The 23145-nt window shown below is 73.9% G+C and carries 21 protein-coding genes; 13 read left to right on the top strand and 8 right to left on the bottom strand.

The genetic code is table 11. The annotated features are described in order from the left end of the window. Positions 1–58 precede the first annotated feature (58 nt). Both Aut01nite_RS34920 and Aut01nite_RS34915 read left to right on the top strand, forming a co-directional pair. The gene (locus Aut01nite_RS34920; protein WP_043531470.1) at positions 59–1012 is read left to right on the top strand and encodes a TIGR03557 family F420-dependent LLM class oxidoreductase; all 954 of its coding nucleotides are present in this window, start codon (positions 59–61) and stop codon (positions 1010–1012) included. Next, positions 1009–1938, top strand: coding sequence for a glycosyltransferase family 2 protein (locus Aut01nite_RS34915; protein WP_201775617.1), 930 nt, complete (start codon positions 1009–1011; stop codon positions 1936–1938). The genes Aut01nite_RS34920 and Aut01nite_RS34915 overlap by 4 nt, the downstream gene beginning before the upstream one ends. Positions 1939–1949: 11 nt before the next feature. Here the strand turns inward: Aut01nite_RS34915 and Aut01nite_RS34910 are convergent, their stop codons facing one another. Beyond that, the gene (locus Aut01nite_RS34910) at positions 1950–2912 is read right to left on the bottom strand and encodes a hypothetical protein (RefSeq protein ID WP_152629044.1); all 963 of its coding nucleotides are present in this window, start codon (positions 2910–2912) and stop codon (positions 1950–1952) included. A 785-nt stretch (positions 2913–3697) separates the two neighbouring features. Further along, positions 3698–5104, bottom strand: coding sequence for an aldehyde dehydrogenase family protein (locus Aut01nite_RS34905; RefSeq protein ID WP_043531468.1), 1407 nt, complete (start codon positions 5102–5104; stop codon positions 3698–3700). Between the two features lie 172 nt (positions 5105–5276). Here Aut01nite_RS34905 and Aut01nite_RS34900 point away from each other — a divergent pair, with 172 nt between their 5' ends. From Aut01nite_RS34900 to Aut01nite_RS34850, 11 genes are read left to right on the top strand one after another with little or no spacing between them, the layout of a single operon-like run. Continuing rightward, positions 5277–6911: a carbamoyltransferase family protein gene (locus tag Aut01nite_RS34900; RefSeq protein ID WP_043531466.1), complete on the top strand. Its 1635-nt coding sequence runs from the start codon at positions 5277–5279 to the stop codon at positions 6909–6911. Next, the gene (locus Aut01nite_RS44495) at positions 6908–8257 is read left to right on the top strand and encodes a glycosyltransferase family 2 protein (RefSeq protein ID WP_063958864.1); all 1350 of its coding nucleotides are present in this window, start codon (positions 6908–6910) and stop codon (positions 8255–8257) included. Before Aut01nite_RS34900 ends, Aut01nite_RS44495 begins: the two co-directional genes overlap by 4 nt. Continuing rightward, the gene (locus Aut01nite_RS34890) at positions 8254–10059 is read left to right on the top strand and encodes an HAD-IIIA family hydrolase (protein ID WP_236643092.1); all 1806 of its coding nucleotides are present in this window, start codon (positions 8254–8256) and stop codon (positions 10057–10059) included. Before Aut01nite_RS44495 ends, Aut01nite_RS34890 begins: the two co-directional genes overlap by 4 nt. Then, a complete protein-coding gene (locus tag Aut01nite_RS34885; protein WP_043531464.1) occupies positions 10056–10961 on the top strand; it encodes a glycosyltransferase in 906 nt (301 codons plus the stop codon). The genes Aut01nite_RS34890 and Aut01nite_RS34885 overlap by 4 nt, the downstream gene beginning before the upstream one ends. A gap of 35 nt (positions 10962–10996) precedes the next feature. Continuing rightward, entirely contained in the window at positions 10997–12199 is a 1203-nt protein-coding gene (locus Aut01nite_RS34880) for a glycosyltransferase (RefSeq protein ID WP_043531535.1), read from the top strand. After that, positions 12196–12888, top strand: coding sequence for a D-sedoheptulose-7-phosphate isomerase (locus Aut01nite_RS34875; RefSeq protein WP_152629043.1), 693 nt, complete (start codon positions 12196–12198; stop codon positions 12886–12888). The genes Aut01nite_RS34880 and Aut01nite_RS34875 overlap by 4 nt, the downstream gene beginning before the upstream one ends. Then, positions 12885–14273 carry a PfkB family carbohydrate kinase gene (locus tag Aut01nite_RS34870; RefSeq protein ID WP_043531462.1) on the top strand — a complete coding sequence of 463 codons (1389 nt, stop codon included), beginning with the start codon at positions 12885–12887 and terminating at the stop codon, positions 14271–14273. The genes Aut01nite_RS34875 and Aut01nite_RS34870 overlap by 4 nt, the downstream gene beginning before the upstream one ends. Positions 14274–14277: 4 nt before the next feature. After that, entirely contained in the window at positions 14278–14958 is a 681-nt protein-coding gene (locus tag Aut01nite_RS34865) for an SDR family oxidoreductase (RefSeq protein WP_043531460.1), read from the top strand. Next, positions 14955–15884, top strand: a complete 930-nt coding sequence (locus Aut01nite_RS34860) for a glycosyltransferase family 9 protein (protein WP_043531458.1) — start codon at positions 14955–14957, stop codon at positions 15882–15884. The genes Aut01nite_RS34865 and Aut01nite_RS34860 overlap by 4 nt, the downstream gene beginning before the upstream one ends. Next, positions 15865–16854 (top strand): DNA topoisomerase IB, encoded by a 990-nt coding sequence (locus tag Aut01nite_RS34855; protein WP_043531455.1) that lies wholly within the window; start codon positions 15865–15867, stop codon positions 16852–16854. Before Aut01nite_RS34860 ends, Aut01nite_RS34855 begins: the two co-directional genes overlap by 20 nt. An 8-nt stretch (positions 16855–16862) precedes the next feature. After that, complete coding sequence (locus tag Aut01nite_RS34850) at positions 16863–17414, top strand: GNAT family N-acetyltransferase (RefSeq protein ID WP_052164418.1); 552 nt, start codon at positions 16863–16865, stop codon at positions 17412–17414. A 7-nt stretch (positions 17415–17421) separates the two neighbouring features. Here the strand turns inward: Aut01nite_RS34850 and Aut01nite_RS34845 are convergent, their stop codons facing one another. The 6 genes from Aut01nite_RS34845 to Aut01nite_RS34820 all read right to left on the bottom strand — a co-directional run bounded on the left by Aut01nite_RS34845 (position 17422) and on the right by Aut01nite_RS34820 (position 22831). Continuing rightward, complete coding sequence (locus Aut01nite_RS34845; RefSeq protein ID WP_043531453.1) at positions 17422–18144, bottom strand: hypothetical protein; 723 nt, start codon at positions 18142–18144, stop codon at positions 17422–17424. A gap of 174 nt (positions 18145–18318) precedes the next feature. Continuing rightward, a complete protein-coding gene (locus Aut01nite_RS34840; protein ID WP_052164417.1) occupies positions 18319–18990 on the bottom strand; it encodes a maleylpyruvate isomerase family mycothiol-dependent enzyme in 672 nt (223 codons plus the stop codon). Beyond that, positions 18987–19655 carry a MarR family winged helix-turn-helix transcriptional regulator gene (locus tag Aut01nite_RS34835; protein ID WP_083999848.1) on the bottom strand — a complete coding sequence of 223 codons (669 nt, stop codon included), beginning with the start codon at positions 19653–19655 and terminating at the stop codon, positions 18987–18989. Before Aut01nite_RS34835 ends, Aut01nite_RS34840 begins: the two co-directional genes overlap by 4 nt. A gap of 177 nt (positions 19656–19832) precedes the next feature. Then, the gene (locus Aut01nite_RS34830) at positions 19833–20228 is read right to left on the bottom strand and encodes a hypothetical protein (RefSeq protein WP_043531451.1); all 396 of its coding nucleotides are present in this window, start codon (positions 20226–20228) and stop codon (positions 19833–19835) included. A 195-nt stretch (positions 20229–20423) separates the two neighbouring features. Next, positions 20424–20978 carry a TetR/AcrR family transcriptional regulator gene (locus tag Aut01nite_RS34825; protein ID WP_052164416.1) on the bottom strand — a complete coding sequence of 185 codons (555 nt, stop codon included), beginning with the start codon at positions 20976–20978 and terminating at the stop codon, positions 20424–20426. A 65-nt stretch (positions 20979–21043) separates the two neighbouring features. Beyond that, positions 21044–22831, bottom strand: coding sequence for an amino acid ABC transporter ATP-binding/permease protein (locus tag Aut01nite_RS34820; RefSeq protein WP_307837544.1), 1788 nt, complete (start codon positions 22829–22831; stop codon positions 21044–21046). Positions 22832–23145 lie beyond the last annotated feature (314 nt).

Below are 23145 nucleotides of genomic sequence, written 5' to 3'. Positions count from 1 at the left end.
TGACGTGGCGGCTTCGGCCGCCACGTTTGTCTGTCCGGAACACGGGAATCGCGACCACATGAAACTGGGATACAAACTCGCCGCCGAGGCGTTCGGGCCCAAGGAGCTGGTCCGGCAGGCGATCCGGGCGGAGCAGGCCGGATTCGACTTCGTCGAGATCAGCGATCATTTCCATCCGTGGCTCGACGTGCAGGGACACTCGCCGTTCGCCTGGAACGTCCTGAGCGCGATCGCCGCGCAGACCCGCACCCTCGGCCTCGCCACCGGGGTGACCTGCCCGACCGTCCGGTACCACCCGGCGATCATCGCGCAGGCCGCCGCGACCCTGGCCATCCTGTCCGACGACAGGTTCACGCTCGGCGTCGGCTCGGGGGAGCGGCTCAACGAGCACGTGGTCGGGCAGGGCTTCGGCAGCGTGCGCGAACGCCACGAGCGCCTGACCGAGGCCCTGGAGATCATCAACCTGCTCTGGCAGGGCGGATACCAGTCCTACCAGGGCAAGCACCTCCAGCTGGAGGACGCCCGGGTGTTCGACCTGCCGGACCGGCTGCCGACGATCGCGGTCGCCGCCGGAGGCCCCCGCGCCGCCGAACTGGCCGCCACGCACGGTAGCGGCCTGTTCGCCACCGAGCCCCGCGCCGACCTGGTCGAGACGTTCACCGCGCACGGCGGGAAAGGCCCGCGGTACGTGGAGATCCCGGTCGCGTGGGCGCCCACCGCGGAGGCCGCGGTCACCGAGGCGCACCGGACCACCCGCTGGGCGGTCACCGGCTGGAAGGTGATGGCCGAACTGCCGAACCCGGTCAACTTCGAGGCCGCCGCGGCGACGGTAGGCGAGGACGACGTACGGGAGAAGTTCGTCGCCGGCCCGGACGCCGCCCGGTACGTCGCCGCCGTCCAGGAACACCTCGACGCCGGCTACGACCACATCGTCCTGATGAACGCCGGCCCCGACCCGGACGGCTTCCTCGACTTCTTCACCGGCGAACTGCGCGATCGGCTCCCGCGGTGAGCGGTCCGGTCACGGCCACTTCCCGGACCTTTCCCGGTACGCCGCCCGCCGCGCCGCCGCGGCCCGCGGAGACGTCCCGTGTCACCGTGGTGGTGGCGACCCGGGACCGCCGGGACCGCCTGTTCGAGACCCTCCCGCAGCACCGGGCCCCGATCATCCTCGTCGACAACGCCTCCACCGACGGAAGCCCCGAAGCGATCGGCGCGGCGTTCCCGGACATCGGGGTGGTACGGCTGGACCGCAACGCCGGGGCGGCGGCCCGCAACGAGGGGGTACGCCGCGCCACCACCCCCTACGTGGCCTTCGCCGACGACGACTCGTTCTGGACCGAGGGCTCCCTGGCCCGCGCCGCCGAACTGTTCGACGCGCATCCGCGTCTGGGACTGCTCACCGGTCAGGTCCTGATCGGCCCGTCGTCCCGGCCGGACCCCATCTCCGCCGCCCAGGCCGCCGCCCCGCTCGCCGCGCCACGCGGCGCTCCCGGACCGTCGGTGCTCGGCTTCCTGTCCTGCGCCGTGGTGGTCCGCCGCGAGGCGTTCCTCGACGCCGGCGGATTCGAGCCGCGCCTGTTCGTCTACGGCGAGGAGGCGCTGCTGGCGATGGACATGACCGCCGCCGGGTGGTGGCTGTGCTACGAGCCGTCCCTGACGGTCCGCCACTTCCCGCTGCCGGCCGGCCGGGACCGTTCCGCCCGCGACCGCATCGAAGCCCGCAACCGCCTGCTCACCGCCCTGCTGCGCCGCCCACCCACCGTGGTCGCCCGCAACCTGGCATCCACCGTGCGGCAGTCACCGGTCGCGGTGTGGGACGTGGCCCGCGCGCTGCCCTGGGCCCTCCGTCACCGCCGCCGGCTGCCACCCGCCGTGGAGGCGTCCCTCCTGCGCCTGGAGCACCCACCCCCCGCCACGCCCCACTTGCCGGGCTGACGCCCGTCCCGTCAGCCGCATGGTTCGGCGCCCGCGGACCGGAGAAGCGCGCGGAAGTGAGGTTTCGCGGTTCGCCAGGCGTCGAGGACTTCGCGGCGGCGCACCCGCAACCGCCAGGGCAGACCGGGCGGCCGGGCCCAGCGGGGTGGGTCCGGCCGGTCGGGGCGCGTGGTGAAGGTGAGGATCAGGTCCTCCGCGGTGGTCTCGGCGGTCACGTCCAGGTAGGCGAACGGGCCGCCGAGATCGAGCGGTTCCGGAAGCTGCGAGCCGGGGCGCCCGGCCACTGCCCAGAGCGGCCGCAGGCGGCGTAGCTGCGGTTCCGGAGCGGTCGGGGAGCCGTCACCGAACAGCTCGCCGCGCACGTAGAGCAGGAACTGCCCCGCCCGTCCGCCGCCTGACGTGGGCGTGAACTCGACGCGCAGATGGTGGATGTCGCCGCCGCCGACCGTGCCGGCCCGCTCCACGGCCCGCAGCCAGATCAGCTGCCAGGGCCGGGCGGGACCGGTCGCCCGGGACCTGCCGGCCATGCCGCAGGCGGGGCAGACGGCGGGAGCGGGTCCCGTCGAGTGGTAGGCGGCGATCAAGCGTTCGGTGACCACGACGAGGCGGTCGTGCGGACGGCCGGTCGTCACCGGACGTCCGGCCGAGTGGTGCGGCAGCGTGTGCCCGAAGTCGACGGCAGGCTGTCTGGGTATCCGGGCGGCATCCTCACTGCGGCGCCGGGCACGGTATTCGGCCTCTGCGGCGAGCCAGCGGGCGCGAGCCTCCTCGAGTTCGTCGACGGCGCGGATCAGCGAACCGGGATCGTCCTCCAGCACCAGGGGGATGCCGGCACTGAGGATCAGATGGTGCCAGGTGTCCCGGAAACCGTAGGGCGCGAAGTGCAGGACACACTCCCGGAGCGCGAGCACCCGAACCGGCAACGGAAGTCGCTCGTCCCGAACGCGGCGCGCCTGACCGGCGAAACTGCTCACAGCCCGAACCCCCTGACAGCGCGAACCCTGCTCGCGGCGTGGACTCCGCTCACGGCGCGGACTCGTTCGCGGCGTGGATCCTGCTCGCGGCGCGGATCTCGCTCACGGCGTGGACCACCCCGCTCAAGCGTGGGACCTGCTGACGGCGTGGAACCTGCTCGCGGCGTGAACCCGGTGCAGCCAGGGCGGAGGGACGCGGGATGCCGGAAAACCTCGTCCGGAGCGCCGGGCGCCGGGCACGGGACGCGGGACGTGGGGCACGGCACATCCTGGCATCGGTGCCCGCTGTTCCGCATGTGCTTAACAGCCGCGGGCGCGCCGGTTTTGTCCGGCTGGTCGTGGGTGCTGTCTCAGCGCGGCTGAGACAGCACCCACGACCAGCCGAGGGGTGACCGTGACGGGCATGCATGAGTGGCACCGGGGGACGGCGGGGAGGGAACGCCTGCCGTGGCCGCCGGGAGTCACGGGACGTTGCGTGGCCCGTACCGGAGAAGGGTTGAAGCGCCGGCGACCGCGGACCGGAAGCGGACCGAACGCCGAAGCGGTGTCAGGGGGCAGGCGGGAGACGCGGATGCCCGGGCGGCAGCGGTGATGCCGGACTCGGGGGAGCCGGCCTTCACGCCGTCGGAGGAGGCTTCTCGCCTGTTGGGCCTGTGATGGGGGCCCCGCGCCTGTCGGGCCGAAGGTGAGGGCGGCGCGCCTGTGGGATGGGAGGTGGTGGCGGCGCCTCTGTGGGGAGGTGGGGGCGGCGCGCCCGCCGGGTGGGAGGGCGCGCCGGGAGTTCGTCACCAGCCGGTGGGTGGGGCCTCCAGGTGGACGGCGGTGGTGGTGGTCAGCTCGTCGAGGAGTTCGGGGCCGTAACCGAAGCCCTGCCCGCTGCCGCGGCGTGGGTGGGCGGCGCCGCCCGGAGCGCCGCCGAACACCGCGTTGATCTTCACGGTGCCGACCGGCAACTCCCGCCAGGCGCGCTGGGCGTGGCTCATCGACGGGGTCAGGACCGTGGCGGCCAGGCCGTACGGGGAGTCGGCGGCCCTGGTCAGGGCCTCGTCGAAGGAGTCGACGACGGCCACCGGCGCGACCGGGCCGAACGTCTCCTCGCGCATCACCGGCATGTCGTCGGTGCAGCCGGCCAGTACGGTCGGCGGGTAGTAGGCGCCGGCCCCGGACGGGATCTCGCCGCCGCACACCAGCCGGGCGCCGTCGCGGACCGCGGCCCGCACCTGGTGGTGCACGGTCTCCCGGAGCCGCCGGTCGACGAGTGGGCCGATCTGCTTGGCCCACGTCTCGGCTTCCGCGGCGAGGGCGTCGGTGAACGGTTCGGCCAGGTCGCGGTGCACGTAGATGCGTTCGACGGCGACGCAGATCTGTCCCGAGTTGACGAACGCGCCGAGCGCCGCCTGCCCGGCCGCCCATCCCGGGTCGGCGCCGGCGTCGACGATCAGCGGGTCGCTGCCGCCGTTCTCCAGGAGGGCTTTCGCGCCGGTACGGGCGCACGCGGCGGCGATCGACCGGCCGGTGGCCGTGGAACCGACGTGCGCGACCACGTCCACCTCCGACGATGCCAGGGCGGCGCCGACCGGCCCGTCGCCGTGCAGCACCGACAGGACGCCGTCCGGGAGGTGCGGGGCGATCAGTTCGGCGAGCCGCCAGCCGGTCGCGGGGGTGCGCTCGCTGGGCTTGTGGACGACCGTGTTGCCGGTGACCAGCGCGGCGCCGAGCAGGCCGCAGGACACGGCGACCGGGTCGTTCCACGGGGTGATCACGGCGACCACGCCGCGCGGGCGGTACGCCATCAGGTCGATCGCGTCGTCGTTGCCGGCCAGGGCGCGGCCGCGGTGGGTGGGGCCGAGTTCGGCGTACTGGCGGAGGGTGCCCACGCCGGCGCCGATCGAGTCGCGGGCGCCGTCAACGGGTTTGCCCATCTCGGCGGCCATGATCTCGGCGAGTTCGCCGGCGGCGGCCTCGATCGCGTTCGCGGCGGCGTGCAGGGCGGCGGCGCGGGCGGCGGGGGCGGTGCGGGCCCATTCGGGGGCGGCCGCGCGGGCTGCTCGTACGGCGGCGGCCACGTCGGCGTCGGAGGCGACCGGCACCCGGCTGACCGGGTTGTCGTCGCGCGGGTCGGAGACGGTCAGGGTGCGGCCGGACGTGCCGGGAGCCCAACTGCCGTCGATGAGCTGAACGACCTCATACATGGCGGCAGTCTGCCCACACTGCATCGCATAAAACTTGGCTTCCAGCAAAAGTCCCCGTGTGGACAGTGGCGATCAGTGCAGCTCACGGCCGGATTCCAGAAAGAAGTCAGTCTTTTGGGAGAAGTCGATGATCATGTGAGTAAGTGAGTTTCTCCGGGGTATCCGCCCCGTCATGCGTGTTCTCGGGATCAACGCGATCTTCCACGATCCATCGGCTGCCCTGATCGTCGACGGTCGCGTGGTGGCGGCCGCGGAGGAGGAGCGGTTCAGCCGCCGTAAGCACGGCAAGCGGCCGGTGCCGTTCTCCGCGTGGGAGCTGCCGGAGCTGTCCGCGGCCTGGTGCCTGCGGGAGGCGGGGCTGCGGCCGGGCGACCTGGACGCGGTCGCCTACTCGTTCGATCCGGCGCTCTGCCAGGACCAGTCCGCGCTCGGCATCAACGACCCGTGGGACCACCTGCGCGTCGACTACGCCCGGCGGGCCCCGCAGTTCCTGGCCACGGCGCTGCCCGGACTCGACCCGGACCAGGTCCGGTTCGTTCCGCACCACGTGGCGCACGCGGCGTCGGCGGGGCTGAGCGTGCCGGAGGACAGCGCGGTCCTGGTGCTCGACGGGCGTGGGGAGTCGGCCAGCCACCTGGCCGGCGCGTACCGGGGCGGCAGCCTGGAGACGTTCCGCTGCCAGGAGCTGCCGCACTCGCTCGGGCTCCTCTACGAGGACCTGACCCGGCATCTCGGTTTCATGCACTCCAGCGACGAGTACAAGGTGATGGCGCTCGCCTCGTACGGCCGCCCGAAGTTCCTCGACATCCTCCGCGAGCTGGTCCGCGCCGACGGGGCGGGCGGTTTCACCGTCGACCGGATCGACTGGGACGCCCTCGCCAAGGCCCGCAGCGCCGACGGCGAGATGACCGAGGCGCACGCCGATCTGGCCTCCAGCGTGCAGGTGCGCCTCGAGGAGGTGCTGCTCGACCTGGCCCGGTGGACGTACGAGGCGTCCGGTGGCCTGAAGACCCTGACGATGGCGGGTGGGACCGCGCTGAACTGCGTCGCCAACGCCCGGATCGCGGCCGAGGGCCCGTTCGAACGGGTGTGGGTGCAGCCGGCCGCCGGCGACGCGGGCACCGCTCTCGGCGCGGCGCTCGCGATCGGTGAACGGAACATCCCGTTCGGGAGCGCGGCGCTCGGCCGCGGCTGGTCCGACGACGACCTGGAGGCCGAACTGAAGCGCGCCGCGGTGCCGTACACCCGGCCCGCGTCGATCGCCGCCGAGGCCGCCGCCGTGCTGGCCCGCAACGGGATCGTGGCCTGGTACCAGGGGCGCAGCGAGTACGGGCCGCGCGCGCTCGGCCACCGGTCCCTGCTCGCGCATCCCGGGGACCAGGACACCCAGACCCGGATGAACGACGTGAAGGGCCGCGAGCAGTTCCGGCCGATCGCACCGATGGTCCGGGCGGAACGGTTCCACGACATCTTCGACGGCGTGTACCCGAGCCCGTACATGCTCTTCGTGCACAAGGTCAAGCCGGAGTGGCGGGACCGGATCCCGGCCGTCACGCACGTCGACGGAACCGCCCGCGTACAGACCGTGCACACCGACACCGAACCCCTGGTCGCCGCCATGCTCGCCGAGTTCGAGCAGCTCACCGGTCTGCCGGTGGTGGTGAACACGTCGCTGAACACGGCCGGCCGGCCGATGGTCGACACCCCGCGCGAAGCCCTGGAGCTCTTCGGCTCCGCCCCGGTGGACCTGCTCGCACTCGGCCCGTTCGCGGTGCACCGCAGCCAGGTGTACGGGGGCCCGCGGTGACCGGCGTCAGCATCGTCGTGCCCACCCTCGGGCGGCCCAGCCTCGGCGCGCTGCTCCGCGCGCTGGGCCCGCTGCCGGACGGGATGGAACTGCTGATCGTCGACGACCGGCCCGATCGGCGTACCCCCCTCGATCTTCCGCCCGACACGCCCGCCCGGGTGGTCGCCGGGCGGTCCGCCGGACCGGCCGCCGCCCGCAACATCGGCTGGCAGGCCGCCCGCCACGAGTGGATCGCGTTCCTCGACGACGACGTGATCCCCGAGCCCGGCTGGCCGGCCCGCCTCGTCGACGACCTGCGCGACGCCGATGCCGAGCAGAAGCGGGTCGGCGGCGTGCAGGGGCGGCTGTGGGTGCCGCTGCCCGCCGGACGCCGGCTCACCGACTGGGAGCGGGTCACCGCCGGCCTCGCCGACGGCGAGTGGATCACCGCGGACATGGCGTACCGCCGGGCCGCGCTGGCCCGCGTCGGCGGCTTCGACGAGCGGCTGCCGCGCGCGTTCCGCGAGGACGCGGAGCTGGCCCACCGGGTGCGGCGGGCGGGCTGGGAGTTGCGGTCCGGGGCGAGATCGACCGCTCATCCGGTACGTCCGGAGCAGCGCTGGATCAGCGTGCGGACCCAGCGGGGCAACGCCGACGACGCCCTGCTGCGCCGCCTCTACGGCCGTTCGTGGCGCACCGTCCTCGGCATCCCCCCGGGCCGCCGCCACCGGCACGCCGCCATCACCGCCTGCCTCGCCGCCGCCGTGGTCTGCACCGGCGCCGCGACCGGCCTGACCGCCGCCTCCCGTTCCCGCTCCCGCCGCTCGTGGTTCGGTACCGCCGCCTCCGAGCGGCCCGGCGCGGTCCGGGCCCTGTCGGTGGCCGCGACGCTTGCCGCCGCCGGGTGGGCGGCCGGGACCACCGAGTTCGCCGCGGCCCGCATCGCCCCCGGCCCCCGGGACCGCCGCGAGGTGACCACCATGCTGCTGACCAGCGTCGCCATCCCCCCGGTGGCGATCGCTCACTGGCTGCGCGGCTGGTTCCGCTGGCGTGGCGCGCAACCGCTGACCGGGACCCCCGCCGGGCTGACCCGGGTGACGCCCGCGTCCGGTCTGGCCGTCCCCGTCGGCCGTGCCCCCCGCCACGCCGAGCCGACCGGCCACACCGGCGCCGATGATCACGTCGAGTCCGCCGGTCGTGCCGGGGTCAACGGTCACTCCGAGGCGGCCGGGACCGCGGATGACGCCGGGCAGAACGACGACCGTGCCGCGGCGGGCGGTCCGGCGATGCCGGCCCGGCGTGCCGACGAAGCCGCCGGTGACGCGGGGGAACGGCGGACCGGCGCGAGAACCGGGGCGCATCGGTGATCGGTGCACGAGGCAACGTTCTCTATGAGGCGGTGCTCTTCGACCGGGACGGAACCCTGGTCGTGGACGTGCCGTACAACGGGGACCCGGACCAGGTGCGGCTGATGCCCGGCGCCCGGGCCGCTCTCGACCGGCTGCGTGCGGCGGGACTGCGGATCGGTGTCGTCACCAACCAGTCCGGGCTGGCCAGGGGCCGGTTCACCGCGGAGCGGATGGAGGCGGTGCACCGGCGGATCGAGGAACTGCTCGGGCCGTTCGACACGTGGCAGATCTGCCCGCACGACGACACCGCCGGCTGCCGGTGCCGCAAACCCGAGCCGGGCATGGTGTACGCGGCCGCGAAGGCGCTCGGCACGATCCCGGAGCGCTGCGTGATGGTCGGCGACATCGGCCGGGACATGGAGGCGGCGCTCGCGGCCGGCGCGACCGGGATCCTGGTGCCCACCGCGATCACGCTGCCCGCCGAGGTCGCGGCCGCCCCCTACCGTGCCGGGGACCTGAACGCGGCCGCCGACCTGATCCTGCAACGGCAGGAGCTGCTGACACCCGCGCCGAGGCCGGGCGCGGTGCCCGCGGCAGGGCGCGGAACGGCCGCGGCGGGAGAGTCGCGAAGCGACGCCGCAGAGCGGGAATCGGCCGCCGCGGGAGAGTCACGAAGCGACGCCGCGGAGCGGGAATCGGCCGCCGCGGGAGAGTCACGAAGCGACGCCGCGGAGCGGGGAACCGTCGCCGCGGCGCGCCCCGGAACGGCCGGCGCCGGAGCGGCCGGAACGGCTGGCGCGGTGCGGGCCGGGACGGTGCTCGCGGTGCGGTCGGATTCGGCGGGGGATGTGCTGGTCACCGGGCCGGCGATCCGGGCGCTGGCGGCGGGCGCCGAACGGGTGGTGCTGCTCTGCGGCCCGCGTGGGCGGACCGCCGCGGAACTGCTGCCGGGCGTGGACGAGATCGTCGAGCGGCGGCTGCCGTGGATCGACCCGGAACCGGGCCCGGTCGACGAACAGGACATGCACGAGCTCGTCGAACGGCTGCGCGAGGTCGGCGCCGACGAGGCCGTGATCTTCACGTCGTTCCACCAGTCGGCGCTGCCCCTCGCCCTGCTGATGCGGATGGCCGGGATCGGCCGGATCACCGCGATCAGCGAGGACTACCCGGGCACGCTGCTGGACGTCCGTCATCGCGTACCGGAGGAGATGCCCGAACCGGAACGTGCCCGCAGCGTCGCCGCCGCCGCCGGGTTCGGACTCCCGCCCGGCGACGACGGGCGCCTGCGGGTGACCGTCGCGCCCCGGCCGCGCGGCGGATACGTCGTGGTGCACCCCGGCGCGAGTTGCCAGGCCCGATCCTGCCCGCCGGAGGACCTGCGGCGCATCGTGACCGCTCTCGCCCAGGCCGGTCACCGGGTCGTGGTGACCGGCGGGCCGGGCGAACGGCACCTGGCCGGCTACGTCGCCGGGACCGACGGCGTCGACGCCGGGCCGATGCCGCTCGCCGACCTGGCCGCGCTGATCGCCGCCGCGGACTGCCTGATCGTCGCCAACACCGGCCCCGCGCACCTGGCCGCGGCCGTCGGCACCCCGGTGGTCAGCCTGTTCGCGCCGACCGTCCCGTTCGGCAAGTGGGGCCCGTACCGGGTGCCGGTGGTCCGGCTCGGCGACGCCGCCGCGGCCTGCCGCGACACCCGGGCCACCCGCTGCCCGGTCCCCGGTCATCCCTGCCTGTCCGGAATCGATCCGGACGATGTCCTCTCCGCGGTCCGCCGGCTCGGCGTGCCGCGTGCCGACCAGATTGAGGTTGCCGCGTGAACATCCTGCTCTGGCACGTCCACGGCTCCTGGACGACCTCGTTCGTCCAGGGCAAGCACCGTTATCTGGTGCCGGTCAACGAAAGCCGGGACGCGTGGGGCCGCGGCCGGGCCCGGACCTTCGACTGGCCGGACACCGTCGAGGAACTGCCGCTCGACCAGATCCGCGACGTGGACGTGGCGATCGCACAGCGGCCCGAGGAACTCGACCTGATACCGCCGCACGTTCCGGTCGTCTACGTCGAGCACAACACCCCGAAGGGCGACGTGCCGAACACCCGGCACCCCCTCGCCGACCGCGACGACCTGCTGATCGCGCACGTCACCGACTTCAACGACCTGTTCTGGGACTGCGGCGGCACCCGTACCACGGTGATCGAGCACGGCATCGTCGAACCGAAGGCCCGCTGGACCGGCGAGCTCGACCGGCTCGCGATCGTCACCAACGAGCCGGTCCGCCGCGGCCGGGTCACCGGGACCGACCTGTTCCCGCGGTTCGCCCGCGTCGCCCCGCTCGACGTGTTCGGCATGGGCGTCACCGGGCTCGAGGGCGCGACCGTCCACGAGGACCCGCCGCAGCACGTGATGCACGCCGAGGTCGCCAAGCGCCGCGCCTACCTGCACCTGTGCCGGTGGACGTCGCTCGGCCTGAGCCTGATCGAGGCGATGCAGATGGGCATGCCGGTGCTCGCGCTCGCCACCACCGAGGCGATCGAGGCGATTCCGCCGGACGCCGGAGTCCTGTCCACCCGGGTGGACACCCTGGTCGAAGCCGCCCAATGGCTGATCGACGAACCCGACGAGGCGGCCCGGCTCGGTGCCCGTGCCCGTCAGGTCGCGCTCGCCCGGTACGGCCTCGACCGTTTCCTCGCCGACTGGGACCGACTGCTGGAGGATCTGTGACCGACCCGGAAACGACGACCGGGGGCGGAGCGCCCCTGCGGATCGCGATGATCTCCGAACACGCCAGTCCGCTCGCCGCGCTCGGCGGCGTCGACGCCGGCGGGCAGAACTCGCACGTCGCCGAACTCGCCGCCGCGCTCGCCGGACAGGGCCACGAGGTGCGCGTCTACACCCGGCGCGACAACCCGGACCTGCCGACCGTGGTGCCGATGGGCGAACGGGTCGACGTGGTGCACGTGCCCGCGGGCCCGGCCACCGCGCTGCCGAAGGACGAACTGCTGCCGTACATGGGCGCGTTCGGCGAATGGATGGCCGCGGACTGGCGCGGCGAGTGGATGCCGCACGTGGCGCACGCCCACTTCTGGATGAGCGGCCTGGCCGCCCTCGACGCCGGCCGGGCGTGCGGGGTCCCGGTCGTGCAGACGTTCCACGCGCTCGGCACGGTCAAGCGCCGCCACCAGGGCCGGGCCGACACCAGCCCGCCCCGCCGGATCGCCTTCGAATGCCACCTCGCGCAGGCCGTCGACCGGGTGATCGTGCAGTGCCGCGACGAGATCGGCGAACTGCTGCGGATGGGGGTGCCGCGCAGCCGGATGGCGCTCGTGCCGTCCGGGGTGAACACCGAACGGTTCAGCGAACGCGGGCCGGCGGTGCCCCGGCGCGACGGGCTCGCCCGGATCCTCACCGTGGCCCGGCTCGTCGAGCGCAAGGGCGTCGAGGACACCATCCGGGCGATGGCCGCGGTTCCCGGCGCCGAGCTGGTGGTCGTCGGCGGGCCGCCCGCGGCGGAACTCGGCGCCGACCCGTACGCCCAGAAGCTTCTGGCCCTGGCCCGCCATTGCCGGGTCGACGACCGGATCACCCTGGCCGGTGCGGTGCCCGCGCACGAGATGCCGGCCTGGTACCGGTCGGCGGACATCCTCGCGGCCGCCCCCTGGTACGAGCCGTTCGGGCTCACTCCCCTGGAAGCGATGGCATGCGGCGTGCCGGTGGTCGCCACCGAGGTCGGCGGGCTCACCGACACCGTCGTCGACGGCGTCACCGGCGACCTGGTGCCACCCCGCGACCCCCGCGCCCTGGCGACCGCGTTGCGGCGGCTGCTGGGTGACGAGGTGCGCCGGTTCTCGTACGCCGCCGCGGCCGCCGACCGAGCCACCGCCTCCTACTCCTGGCCGCGGATCGCCGAACGCCTCACCGCCGTCTACTCCACCGTCGCCGACCTGGAGGTCGCCGCATGACCGCCGTCCCGGCTGACCGCGACGCCACCGAACGCGGTACCGACGTGAGCCCCGTCGATGCTCACCTTACCGGCCTCATCCAGGCACTTCTGCCGTACCGCGCACAGGCCGGGCGATTGGCCCGCTGGGGCATGTACCTCGCCCGGCACCTGGCCGGCGGCGGCCGCCTGCTGGTCGCCGGCAACGGCGGCAGCGCGGCCGAGGCCCAGCACCTGGCCGCCGAACTGGTCGGCAAACTGCGCGACGACCGGATGCCGCTGTCCGCGATCGCGCTCACTCCGGACTCGTCGGCGATCACCGCGATCGGCAACGACTACGGCTTCGACGAGGTGTTCGCCCGGCAGGTCCGCGCGCACGGCCGCCGCGACGACGTGCTGATCGTGATGTCCACCAGCGGCCGCAGCCCCAACCTGATCGCCGCGGCCCGCGCCGCCAACGAGATCGGGGTGCGGACCTGGGCGATGGTCGGCGAACGGCCCAACCCGCTCGCCGAGATCTGCGACGAGGCGCTGTGCTGCCCGTCCCCGGACAGCCAGGTCGTCCAGGAGCTGCACCTGGTCTCGGTGCACCTGATGTGCGAGTACGTGGACCGCTACCTGCCGGCGTTCATCGGCCGGCCGGCGCTGGCGGACCGTGATCACCCTTTCGACCTGGACCACGGCGAGATCGAGGAGATGGCCAACGTATGAGGCTCGTGATCGTCGGCGACACGCTGCTGGACCGGGACGTGTTCGGGACGGTGAGCCGGATCGCCCCGGACGCCCCGGCGCCCGTCCTGGACGAGGAGACCACGCACGAACGGCCGGGTGGAGCGGGCCTCGCGGCTCTGCTCGCCGCGGGGCAGGGACATCGGGTCGCGCTGGTCACCGCGCTGGCCGCGGATGCCGCCGGGGCGCGGTTGAGCGAGCTGCTCACGGCTGCGGGCGTCGAGGTGTACGCGCTGCCGCTGCCCGGGTCCACACCGGAGAAGATCCGGATGCGGGCCGGCGGCCAGGTGCTGCTGCGCCTGGACCGGGGTGGCGCGCCGCAGCCGCCCGGGGACGCGCCGGACACCGTTCTGGCCGTGCTGCGCGAGGCCGGCGCGATCCTGGTCAGCGATTACGGCAGGGGAGTGGCGGGGCATCCGGCGCTGCGGGCCGCGATCGAGGAGTCGAAGGCGCCGGTGGTGTGGGATCCGCATCCGAAGGGGCCCGCGCCGGTGCCGAACGTTCGCCTGGTGACGCCGAACGAGGCCGAGGCGCGGCGGCTCTCCGGCGATGCCGGGCACGGGCCGGGGCTCGCCACGGCGCAGCGGGCCGGGCATGCGCTGCGGCAGCGGTGGCAGGCCGGGGCGGTCGTGGTCACCCGCGGCGCCGACGGCGCGGTGCTGTGCCAGGGGAGCCCGACGCCGCTGGTCGTCCCCGTTCCCGCGGCTTCCGGTGGGGACACCTGCGGCGCCGGGGACGCGTTCGCCACGGCGGCGGCCCTCGCGCTGGCCGAGGGCGCGCTGACGTCCGAGGCGGTCCAGGCCGCGGTCGCCGCGGCCAGCGCCTACGTCGCCGGAAACGTCGACGTCTCCCCACCGACCGGGCGAGAGCTGGACGGGACGCCGGATGTCGCCCTCGAGCGGATCGGGGCCGACGACGCCGGCCGCCTCGCCGCCGAGGTGAAGGCCCGCGGTGGCACCGTCGTCGCCACCGGCGGCTGTTTCGACCTGCTGCACACCGGGCACCTCGCCACCCTGCGCGCCGCCCGATCGCTCGGCGACTGCCTGATCGTCTGCCTCAACAGCGACGACTCGGTACGCCGCCTCAAGGGTGAGGGCCGGCCGCTGACCCGGGAGGACGACCGGGCCCGCCTGCTCGCCGCCCTGGACTGCGTCGACGCCGTCGTCGTGTTCGACGAGCCGACCCCGGTGCCGGTGTTGACCTGGCTGCGGCCGGATGTCTGGGTCAAGGGCGGCGACTACGCCGACGGCGGCCCGGAGCTGCCCGAGGCCGAGGTCGTCGAACGCTGGGGCGGCCAGACCGTGATCGTGCCGTACCTGGACGGTCGTTCCACCACGAAAACCATCGCGCAAGCACGCAGGAGGTAGCTGTATGGACGCTGTCATCGTCACCGGCGGATCGAGCGGCCTGGGCGCCGCCGTCGTAGACGCCGTCATCAAGGCCGGCGGCCGCCCGTACGTCATCGACCGCCAGGCCCCCCGGGAGGGTGTCGACTGGATCGAATGCGACCTGGCCGACACCCGTGCCGCCGAACGAGCCACCGCTGAGCTGATCGAACGGGCCGGCGGCAGCATCGACGGCGTGGTCACCGCCGCCGGCATGGACGTACCCGGCGCGCTCGCCGACATCCCCGGCGAGACCTGGGACCGGATCGTCGCCGTCGACCTGCTCGCCACCGCCGCCGTGATCCGGGCCGCGATCCCCGCGCTCAAGCAGACCCACGGCGGGGTCGTCACCATCTCGTCGACGCTCGGCATCAAGGCCGTCTCGGACGCGACCGCCTACTGCGCCGCCAAGTTCGGTGTCGTCGGATTCACCCGCGCCCTGGCCGCCGAACTCGCCGGCCAGGTCAACGTCACCCTGCTGATCCCCGGCGGGATGCGTACCAAGTTCTTCGACGAGCGCGAGGACCGGTACAAGCCGGGCCCGGACGCGATCCTCAACGACCCGGCGAACGTGGCGGCCGCTGTCGTCTTCGCGCTCGGCCAGCCGGCCGGTTGCGCGGTCCGCGAGATCGTCGTGGCTGCGGAGACGGAGACGTCGTACCCGTGATCCTCGTCCTGCGCGCGCTCGGCGTGGGAGACCTGGCGACCGCGGCGCCCGCCCTGCGCGGGCTCCGCGCCGCCTTCCCCGGCGAGACGCTGAGCCTGGCCGCCCCCACCTGGCTCACCCCGCTGATCACGGCGATCGGCGGTATCGACCGGATCGTTCCGGCGTCCGAACTGGAACCCCTGGACACGGCGCCGGCGATGCCGCGGCTCGCGGTCAACCTGCACGGTTCCGGCCCGGAGTCGCATCGGCGGCTGCAGGCGCTGCGGCCGGGCGCGCTGTGGGGGTTCGCCAGCGCGCCGGCCGGCCATCACGACGGTCCCGGCTGGCACGACGACGAGCACGAGGTGCGGCGATGGTGCCGGCTGGTGCGCTACTACGGCGTACCGTGCTCGGAAGAAGATCTCGATCTGGGGATCCCGGACGTGGACGTGCCGCAGGGGGTGACGATCATCCATCCGGGTGCGAAGTCCCCGGCCCGGCGCTGGCCTCCGGACCGCTACGCGGCCGTCGCACGACGGTTGCGGTCGGCCGGCCACCGCGTGCTGATCACCGGTTCCGCCGCCGAGCGGGATCTGGCGGTACGGGTGGCCGAACTCGCCGGCCTGACCGCGGACGACGTCCCGCGCACCGGCCTGGCGGAACTGGCGGCCCTGGTGGCCGGGGCACGGCTGGTGATCAGCGGCGACACCGGCATCGCCCACCTCGCCACGGCCTACCGCACGCCGTCGGTCGTCCTGTTCGGGCCGGTCTCCCCCGCGCGGTGGGGACCGCCCGCGGACCGTCCGTACCATCACGCGCTCTGGCACGGGACCAGCAGCGAGCGGGGGGACCTGCCGGGCCCGGTCCATCCCGCCCTCCTCGCCATCGGGGAGGACGAGGTCCTGGCGGCGGCCGAACGGGTGCACCATGCGGCTGCGGCGCACTGACCTGCGCAAGGCCGGCTACTCCCGGCGCCCGGCCGGAAAAGGATTCAGCTATCTCGGCGTGGACGGCGAGCCGCTGCACGACGACGACGAGATCCAGCGGGTCAAGGACCTGATCATCCCGCCCGCCTGGCGGGACGTGTGGATCTCGCCGGACCCGCGCGGCCACATCCAGGCCACCGGGATCGACGCGGCCGGGCGCAAGCAGTACCTCTACCACCGGGCGTGGCGTGAACAGCAGGACCGCGCCAAGTTCGACCACGCCCTCGAGGTCGGCGAACATCTGCCGGCCGTCCGCGACCGGATCCACGCCGACCTGACCGGCCGCGGTCTCCACCGGGAACGGGTCCTCGCCGCGATCGTCGCGCTGCTCGACATGGGCATGTTCCGGGTCGGCGGGGAGGAGTCGGCGGCCCGCGAGGAGGATCCGACGTTCGGCCTGTCCACGCTGCGGCCCGCCCACGTGCGTTCCCGCGGTGGATGTGTGCTGCTGGAGTTCCGCGGCAAGTCCGGGGTCGAGCACGCGGCGACCGTCGGCGACGGGGAGGTGTGCGCGGTGCTGCGCGACCTGAAACGGCGGCGGCGCGGCGAGGAGCGGCTGTTCGCGTACTGGGACGCGACCCGGCACCGGTGGCAGGAGATCCGGGCCGGAACCGTCAACGACTATCTGCGGGAGATCAGCGGCGAGCAGATGACCGCGAAGGACTTCCGTACCTGGCACGGCACCGTGAAAGCCGCCGAATCCCTCGCCGAGGCCGGGCCGCAGCCGACCGAGACGAAACGCCGCAAGGCCGTCGCGCACGCCATGCGGGAAGTCGCGGATCTGCTCGGCAACACCCCGACGGTGGCGCGGAAATCGTACGTCGACCCCCGCGTCCTCGAGTCCTACGCCGAAGGGGAGGTGATCGAACCGCCGGCGCCCGCCGCCTCCGAAGAGGCCGTCATCGACCTGCTCACCGACGACTCTGCTTGACTGGGCGGATGGGTGACTGGGAGGTCCGGCTGACCGGCTCCGGCGGGCCGGGCGAACAAGAGATCCTCGGGATCGCCTCGCTGACGCGCGAACTGGTCGCCGACGGGGCCGCCCTGGGCTGGCTGCAACCGCCCGAGGTGCCGGAGATCCGGGATCTGCTCGTCACGATCACCGCCGGGATCCCGGCCGGGGACGCGGCGATGGCCGTCGCCGTGCGGTTCGGCGCCGGCGGCGAGGAGCGGGTGGCCGGGTTCGGCTACTGGCGGCGGCACCAGCGGCCCACCCACCGGCCGCACGCCGACCTGGAGAGACTCGCCGTCGACCCGGCCGCACAGGGCCGCGGCCTGGGCCGGACCCTGCTCTCCACCCTGATCGCCGCCGCGCTGCGCCACCGCGTCGAAGTGCTCACCCTGGACCTGCGCGGCGACAACAGCGCCGCCGCCGCCCTCTACAAGAAGGTCGGCTTCCACCAGTACGGCCGGCTGGAGAACTTCGTCGCCGTCGGCGACGCCCGCTACGACCGGCTGCTCTACGCCCTGGACCTGCGCGAGTTCCGCTGAGCCGGCCTCACCAGTCCATCCAGCCGTCCAACGGTGGCCTGCCCATGTATCGCGGCTCGTCGAAGTCGATGGCGGTCAGCCACCGCGCCCCCGGCATCACCCGGTAACCCATCCGGCCCGCCAGCTCCCGCACCACGATCGGCATGTGCGCCGCCCCGAAGACGATCGCCACCTCCATGTCCTCGCCCGCGAACTCGCCGTCGATCTCCCGGATCACCCCGAGCAGCAACTCGTCCCGCTTGATCGTCTCCTCGTCCCGCTCGTACACGGTGCTGTCGGTGACCTCCAGGTTCGTGCCGCCCAGCCAGTCGCCGTCCCCGGTCAGCGCCATGTGCAGCGCCATCAGCGGCGTCAGCACGGCCACGCTGACCCGCTCCTCGTCGGACATCCGCCGATCCGGGCCGGCGTCCGGCGCCAGATAGGCGTCCGGGAAGATCACCGGCACGCCCAGCGAGCCGTAGTCGATGTCCTGATTCACCAGGTCCCGGCCGGCCCGCTGCCGGGCCAGGCGCAGCGCCCGCGCATACAGCAACCCGGTCGAGCTGGGCCCGTCCCACGTCTCGGCGATCACCGCCTGACAGGACCGCAGCCGCTGCCAGATCGCCCAGTAGTAGTCCGCGTGCCCCAGATGGATCGTCGGAATCAGAACCCACCGCAGCCCGGCGGCACCCCGCCGGAAGACGGTCACCGACGTCCGGAATCCAGTGACGCTCATCTCCGTGAACTGCATGCCGCCAGCGTAGGAATCCCCGGCCAGCCCCGCTGAACCGAAAACGCCGGGCGAGCCGACCCGGGGTTGTCGGGCAGTCCGTTCCTCCTACGGCGGGTCGAGGACCCCCGCGCAGCCCGGCGATCGCGAGCCGCCAGGCCTTCGCGCCGTCCGGTCGGCCGGACTCCACCCTGTTCAGTTCAGGGGGCGAGTTCTCCCGTGATCAGCCTGAGCCGTGCAGAGGCGGGCGGTGAGAAGAGGGAGGCCGGGGCCGGACAGGTCGGGGAGAGCGGCGGCGCGGCCGGTGGCGGCCATGCCCAGGGCCTCGGCCGGGCCGGTGATCAGCGCGCCGTCGCCGGTGGACCAGTCGGCGTCGGTGGCGGTCAGGCGCAGGCCGTCGAGGCGGCCGGGCGGGGCCAGCGCCGGGGCGGCCGCGGGCGAGACCAGGTAGTCCAGCAGGATGCGCCAGTGCTCGGACGGCACGTCGGCGGGAGAGCCGAGCGGGCGGGCGATGTCGCGCAGATGCACGCACGTCTCGGCGAACGGGCCCATCGGGCCGACCCGGGGCGGATCGACGCGGTCGTCCGCGTGCTGCCGGAGCAGGGCGATCAACTCGGTGCGGGGGTGGCGGGCGAGCCGGCGGGTGAAGTGGTCGACGGTGCGGTCGGTGTCGCCGCGGTAGCGCAGCGCGGCCAGGAAGAACCGGCCGAACCCGACAAGCATCGGCTGGACGAAGTGGGCCGCCATGTGCTGGACCGTCCAGCCGTCGCACAGGGTCGGCGTCTGCCAGGCAGCGTCGTCGAGTCCCTCCATGAAGTCGGCGATCATCAGCCGGTTCTCGCTGGTCAGCCGGTAGATCTCGGTCATCCGGCAGCTCCCCGCGAAGCGGCGGTCCCGCGTGCGGCGGTCCCGCGAGTGTCGGCAGTCCCGCGCGGATCGGCGGTCCCGTGTCGAGCGGTCCCGCGGGGATCGGCGGTCCCGCGTGCGGCGGTGCCGCGGGGCTCGGTGGCCTCGCGTCCGGCTGTGGGGCGGGCATCGGTGGCCGTGTGCGGCTCGGTGGCGCCGCGTGGTTCGCCGGCTTCGCGGAGGGCGGCGGCGTGATGGCGGACGTCGCGGTTCAGCGCGGCCAGGACCCGTACGGCGGTGGCGATCTCCTCGTCGCTGTGTTCGGAGGCCATGGCGCCGAGACGGGCGAGTTCGCCGCTGCGGATCCGGGTGAACACGGCGTCGCCCGTGCCGGTGGTGACGATCAGGACGGATCGGCGGTGGGCGGGGTTCGGGCGGGACTCGACGAGGCCCAGGACGGTCAGATCGTTGACGTGCCGCTGAATGCCCTGGCGGGCCAGGTCCAGGCGGTCGGCGATGTCGGGGACGGTCATCGGGCCCCGCTCGGCGAGCATCTCCAGGACCGCCCGCATGCCCACGCTCAGGCCGTCGCCGCGCAGGGACGCCTCGACGACCCGGGCCGAGTTCAGCACCAGTGGGCGGACGTGGCGCAAGAGTTCGTACAGCATCGTGCCTCGCTCTGACATGACAACGATGATGTCATATCGAAGACTGTGGGTCCACCACGTTACGAGTTGGTCGATGGGCCGGTAGCCGTACGGAAAGAAGATCGCCGCCGTCCCGGCGCTCGACGATCATCCGCGACTCCGCAGGCCCGGCTCCTCCACCGCGCGCAGCAACGCCGCCGACGAGCCCGATCCCGATCAGCCGGGCCGCTCCAACCGCACGGTCGCACCGATCGCGGCGAGGTGGGTGGCCAGCAGGCGCAGTTCGGCCTCGGTGCCCGGCAGCCCGGGGTCCCGCAGTGCCGCGACGGCGGCCGGGATGTCCCGCAGCGAGGTGCCGCGGTCGCGGAGGACCTTCATCACCCGGACGTGATCGCCGGACAGCAGGCGCAGGTGGTAGGTGCCGCACTGGTCGAGGAGGGCCTGGCGCAGGCCGGTGGGGGACTCGTCCCGGCCGCACGCCTCGATCGGGCCGGCGGCGCAGGCGTGAGACAGCGACCAGTGGAGACGGCCGTGGAGGAGAAGCTCGCCGAACGCCGCGGTGGCGTCGTGGCCGCAGTCGGCGCAGTCGTAGGGGACGACGGCTTCCCTCATCCGGCCGAATCTACCCCGGTGCCGGCTTCCCGCATCCGGCCGCATCTACCCCCGCGACGGTCGCAATGCATGCGGGAGAACGGGTCCCGGAATACCCTGGCCGGTTGCCGTACCCCCGTGGTTCCTCGCCGCGGTAGCCGGGCTCTGTGCGGCGGTGCTCGCGTCCGCCTGCCCTGGCCGGGATGTAGGCGCCGGTCAGGCGGGTGCGGCGGCGTGCACCAGTTCGGTGACCCAGTCGACGGCCACCTGCGCCTGGGTGGGCGGGGCCGAGTGCAGGCCGTTGACGATCAACCAGATCCGGTCGGCGAGCAGTTCGTCCCCGCCGATGCCGGTGACCAGGCGATCCAGCTGGGCGCGGCTGTCGGCCAGAAAGGTCTGCGCGACCCGGGCCGGCTCGTCGGACTCGCCGGGGAACTCGGTCAGATAGTTACGGAAGGCGCAACCCCGGTAGCCGGGGCGGCGGACCATGTCGGCGATCTCGTTCACCATGGCGATCAGCCGATCGGCCGGATCCACCGACCAGCGGAGGGCTTCGGCGGCGGCCCGCTCCCGTTCCCGGCGGACGAGAGTGAGATATGCCGCCGCCAGCTCCGCTTTGCTGGGAAAATGCTTGTACAGCAGGTTCTTGCCGCAGCCCGCCGCCTCGACCACCTGCGCCATGCCGACGGCGCGGACGCCGTACTCGTAGAAGAGCCCGGCGGCGGCGGTCAGGATCGTGTCCCGGGTTCCGGGAGCGGGCGTCCGTGCCATGAAAGCCACTTTAACGGACCGATCAGTCCAATCGGACATGTAGCACCAGCCGGCCCGATCCCGCCTCAGCTTCCGCCGTGCTCGTGCAGCGTGCCACCGTCCAGGACGAGCGTCCGGTCCACCAGGTCGAGACCCTCCCGGCGATGAGCGAGAACCAGCACGGTACGACCGGAGGCCGCGTCCAGCAGATCCGCCATCAGCTCCGTGGCGCCCGCCTCGTCGAGACCCTCCGTCGGCTCGTCCAGGATCAGCAGATCCGGCTCGGCCAGCAGCGCCCGCGCCGTCGCGAGCCGTCGCCGCTGCCCCCCTGAGATCGTGCTGCCGCCGGTGCCCAGCCACGTGTCCAGCGCCAGCCCACCCAGCCCGACCCGCCGCAACACCGCGAGAAGCCGATCATCGCTTGCGGTCGGCGCGGCGAGACGCAGATTCTCCCGTACGGTCGACGCGAACACATGCCCCGTCTCATCCCCGACGAGCACCGTCCTCCCACCGGAGCGGACGGTTCCGGCCCGCGGTTCCAGCAGCCCCGCCAGCACGGCCGCCAGCGTCGACTTCCCGCAACCGGATCGCCCCACGACGGCCGTCCGTGACCCTGCCGGAAGCCGCAGATCGAGCCCGTCCAGCACCGCGCCCCGCCCGGGACCCCAGTCGGCCACGAGCCCACTGACCCGCACGCCGGCGAGCCCGCCCGGATCGCCGTGAACCCGGCACGGCTGCTCGTCAGGGCCGTCTCCGGCCCGTCGGGACCGCCGGCCGACCGGCGCCGCCCCCGAACCGGTTCCCTCTGTCCCGTCCGCCCCCCAACCGGTTCGCTCCTTCTCTCCCGCCCTCGGTTCCGTCCGCTCTTCTTCTTCCGCCACCGTCCGGGTGCCGGTGTACGGGTTCCTGTTCATCTCGGCGTCCCCGCCGACGACGGTCGCGTCCCTGTCGCCAGCAGATGCGCCCTTGTCGATGGCGGCGGCCCTGTCCGTGGCGACCGCGGGATCGTGCTCGTCGGCGGCGGTGAGCGTGGCGACCCGGCGTTCCGCGCCGGCGGCCCGGCGGCGGGCGATCGCGGCTTCCGGCAGGGCGACGACCGCCTCGCCGAGGACGACCGTGCCGAGCAGTGCCACCGCGCTCCATTCCGCGGACAGCGCCCCACCCGCCAATATCACGGCGACACCGGCCACGGCCACGCCCCAGCCCACGTGGGCGATCGCCGCGGCGAGTCCGGCCGCCCGCGCCGCCCGCGCCTCCAGGTCGGCGAGGGTGCGGCTTCTCCGCTGGGGTACGCCCGGACGGCCACCGCCGCCGGCCAGCTCCTCGACCCCGTCGACGGTCTCCACCATGGCGTCCCGGAGTTCGGCCCGGGCCGTACCCGTGGCCGCCTCCTGCCGATCGGCCTGCCACGCGGCGACCGCCGGAGCCAGCACACCGGTGACCAGCAGCCCGAACGCCAGCGGAACCGCGACCGCCGGAACGAACCACGCCACCGCGGCCAGACAGGTTCCCGCCGTGACAGCCGCGGCGACGGTCGGCAGCCGGCCTCGGAGCAGCCCGTCGACCCGTGCGTCCACATCGTCGACGAGACGGGTGAGAAGATCACCCCGCCGGTGCAGGCGCGGCCCGGGCACGTGCGGGATCAGGTCGGCGTAGACACGGGCCCGCCGCCGCCCCAGCCGTGCGAACGCGACATCGTGCGCCACCAGCCGCTCCAGGTACCGGAGGAGAGGCCGGGCGACGGCGCTTCCCCGTACCAGCACCACCGCCGCCGACAGGCTGAGCACCGGCGGCAACGACGACGCCCGAACCAGCAGCCAGGCCGCCGCCCCGGTCAACATGATCCCGGCCAGTGACGAACCCGCCCCCAGCACCACCGCCGTCCCCGGCCGCCTCAGCCACCCTCTCCGGGTCCCGCCCCCACTCCGCCTCTCGGCCCCGGCTCCGGCCCGCGCGTCTGCCTCGATCACGGCCGGCGCATCGGCCTCGTCGCCGGTCTGCGCTTGAGCCTCGCTCCCGGCCTCGGCCCTGGCCTGCGCTTCAGTCCCGATCCTGGCCTGTGCTCGAGCCTTGCTCGCGGCCCCCGCGCCGGTCCCGACTTCGGCGTCGATGCCGGCTTCAGCCCGGGCCCCGATCGTGGCACTGGTCCTGATCCCGGCCCCGGCGGCGCCGTCGGCTTCAGCCCCGG

It is taken from the genome of Actinoplanes utahensis (assembly GCF_016862455.1).
Lineage (GTDB): Bacteria > Actinomycetota > Actinomycetes > Mycobacteriales > Micromonosporaceae > Actinoplanes > Actinoplanes utahensis.
The sequence above is the reverse complement of the archived record's forward strand: the minus strand, read 5'-3'. Positions and strand labels throughout refer to the sequence as shown.

Excerpts from the sequence above, each read along its gene's own strand:
- Aut01nite_RS34825 (WP_052164416.1), bottom strand. The coding sequence starts at position 20,978 with ATGGCACGGACGCCCGCTCCCGGAACCCGGGACACGATCCTGACCGCC.
- Aut01nite_RS34865 (WP_043531460.1), top strand. The coding sequence starts at position 14,278 with ATGGACGCTGTCATCGTCACCGGCGGATCGAGCGGCCTGGGCGCCGCC.
- Aut01nite_RS34920 (WP_043531470.1), top strand. The coding sequence starts at position 59 with ATGAAACTGGGATACAAACTCGCCGCCGAGGCGTTCGGGCCCAAGGAG.
- Aut01nite_RS34845 (WP_043531453.1), bottom strand. The coding sequence starts at position 18,144 with ATGCAGTTCACGGAGATGAGCGTCACTGGATTCCGGACGTCGGTGACC.
- Aut01nite_RS34830 (WP_043531451.1), bottom strand. The coding sequence starts at position 20,228 with ATGAGGGAAGCCGTCGTCCCCTACGACTGCGCCGACTGCGGCCACGAC.
- Aut01nite_RS34870 (WP_043531462.1), top strand. The coding sequence starts at position 12,885 with ATGAGGCTCGTGATCGTCGGCGACACGCTGCTGGACCGGGACGTGTTC.
- Aut01nite_RS34875 (WP_152629043.1), top strand. The coding sequence starts at position 12,196 with ATGACCGCCGTCCCGGCTGACCGCGACGCCACCGAACGCGGTACCGAC.
- Aut01nite_RS34855 (WP_043531455.1), top strand. The coding sequence starts at position 15,865 with ATGCGGCTGCGGCGCACTGACCTGCGCAAGGCCGGCTACTCCCGGCGC.
- Aut01nite_RS34900 (WP_043531466.1), top strand. The coding sequence starts at position 5,277 with ATGCGTGTTCTCGGGATCAACGCGATCTTCCACGATCCATCGGCTGCC.
- Aut01nite_RS34905 (WP_043531468.1), bottom strand. The coding sequence starts at position 5,104 with ATGTATGAGGTCGTTCAGCTCATCGACGGCAGTTGGGCTCCCGGCACG.
- Aut01nite_RS34840 (WP_052164417.1), bottom strand. The coding sequence starts at position 18,990 with ATGACCGAGATCTACCGGCTGACCAGCGAGAACCGGCTGATGATCGCC.
- Aut01nite_RS34850 (WP_052164418.1), top strand. The coding sequence starts at position 16,863 with ATGGGTGACTGGGAGGTCCGGCTGACCGGCTCCGGCGGGCCGGGCGAA.
- Aut01nite_RS34835 (WP_083999848.1), bottom strand. The coding sequence starts at position 19,655 with ATGTCAGAGCGAGGCACGATGCTGTACGAACTCTTGCGCCACGTCCGC.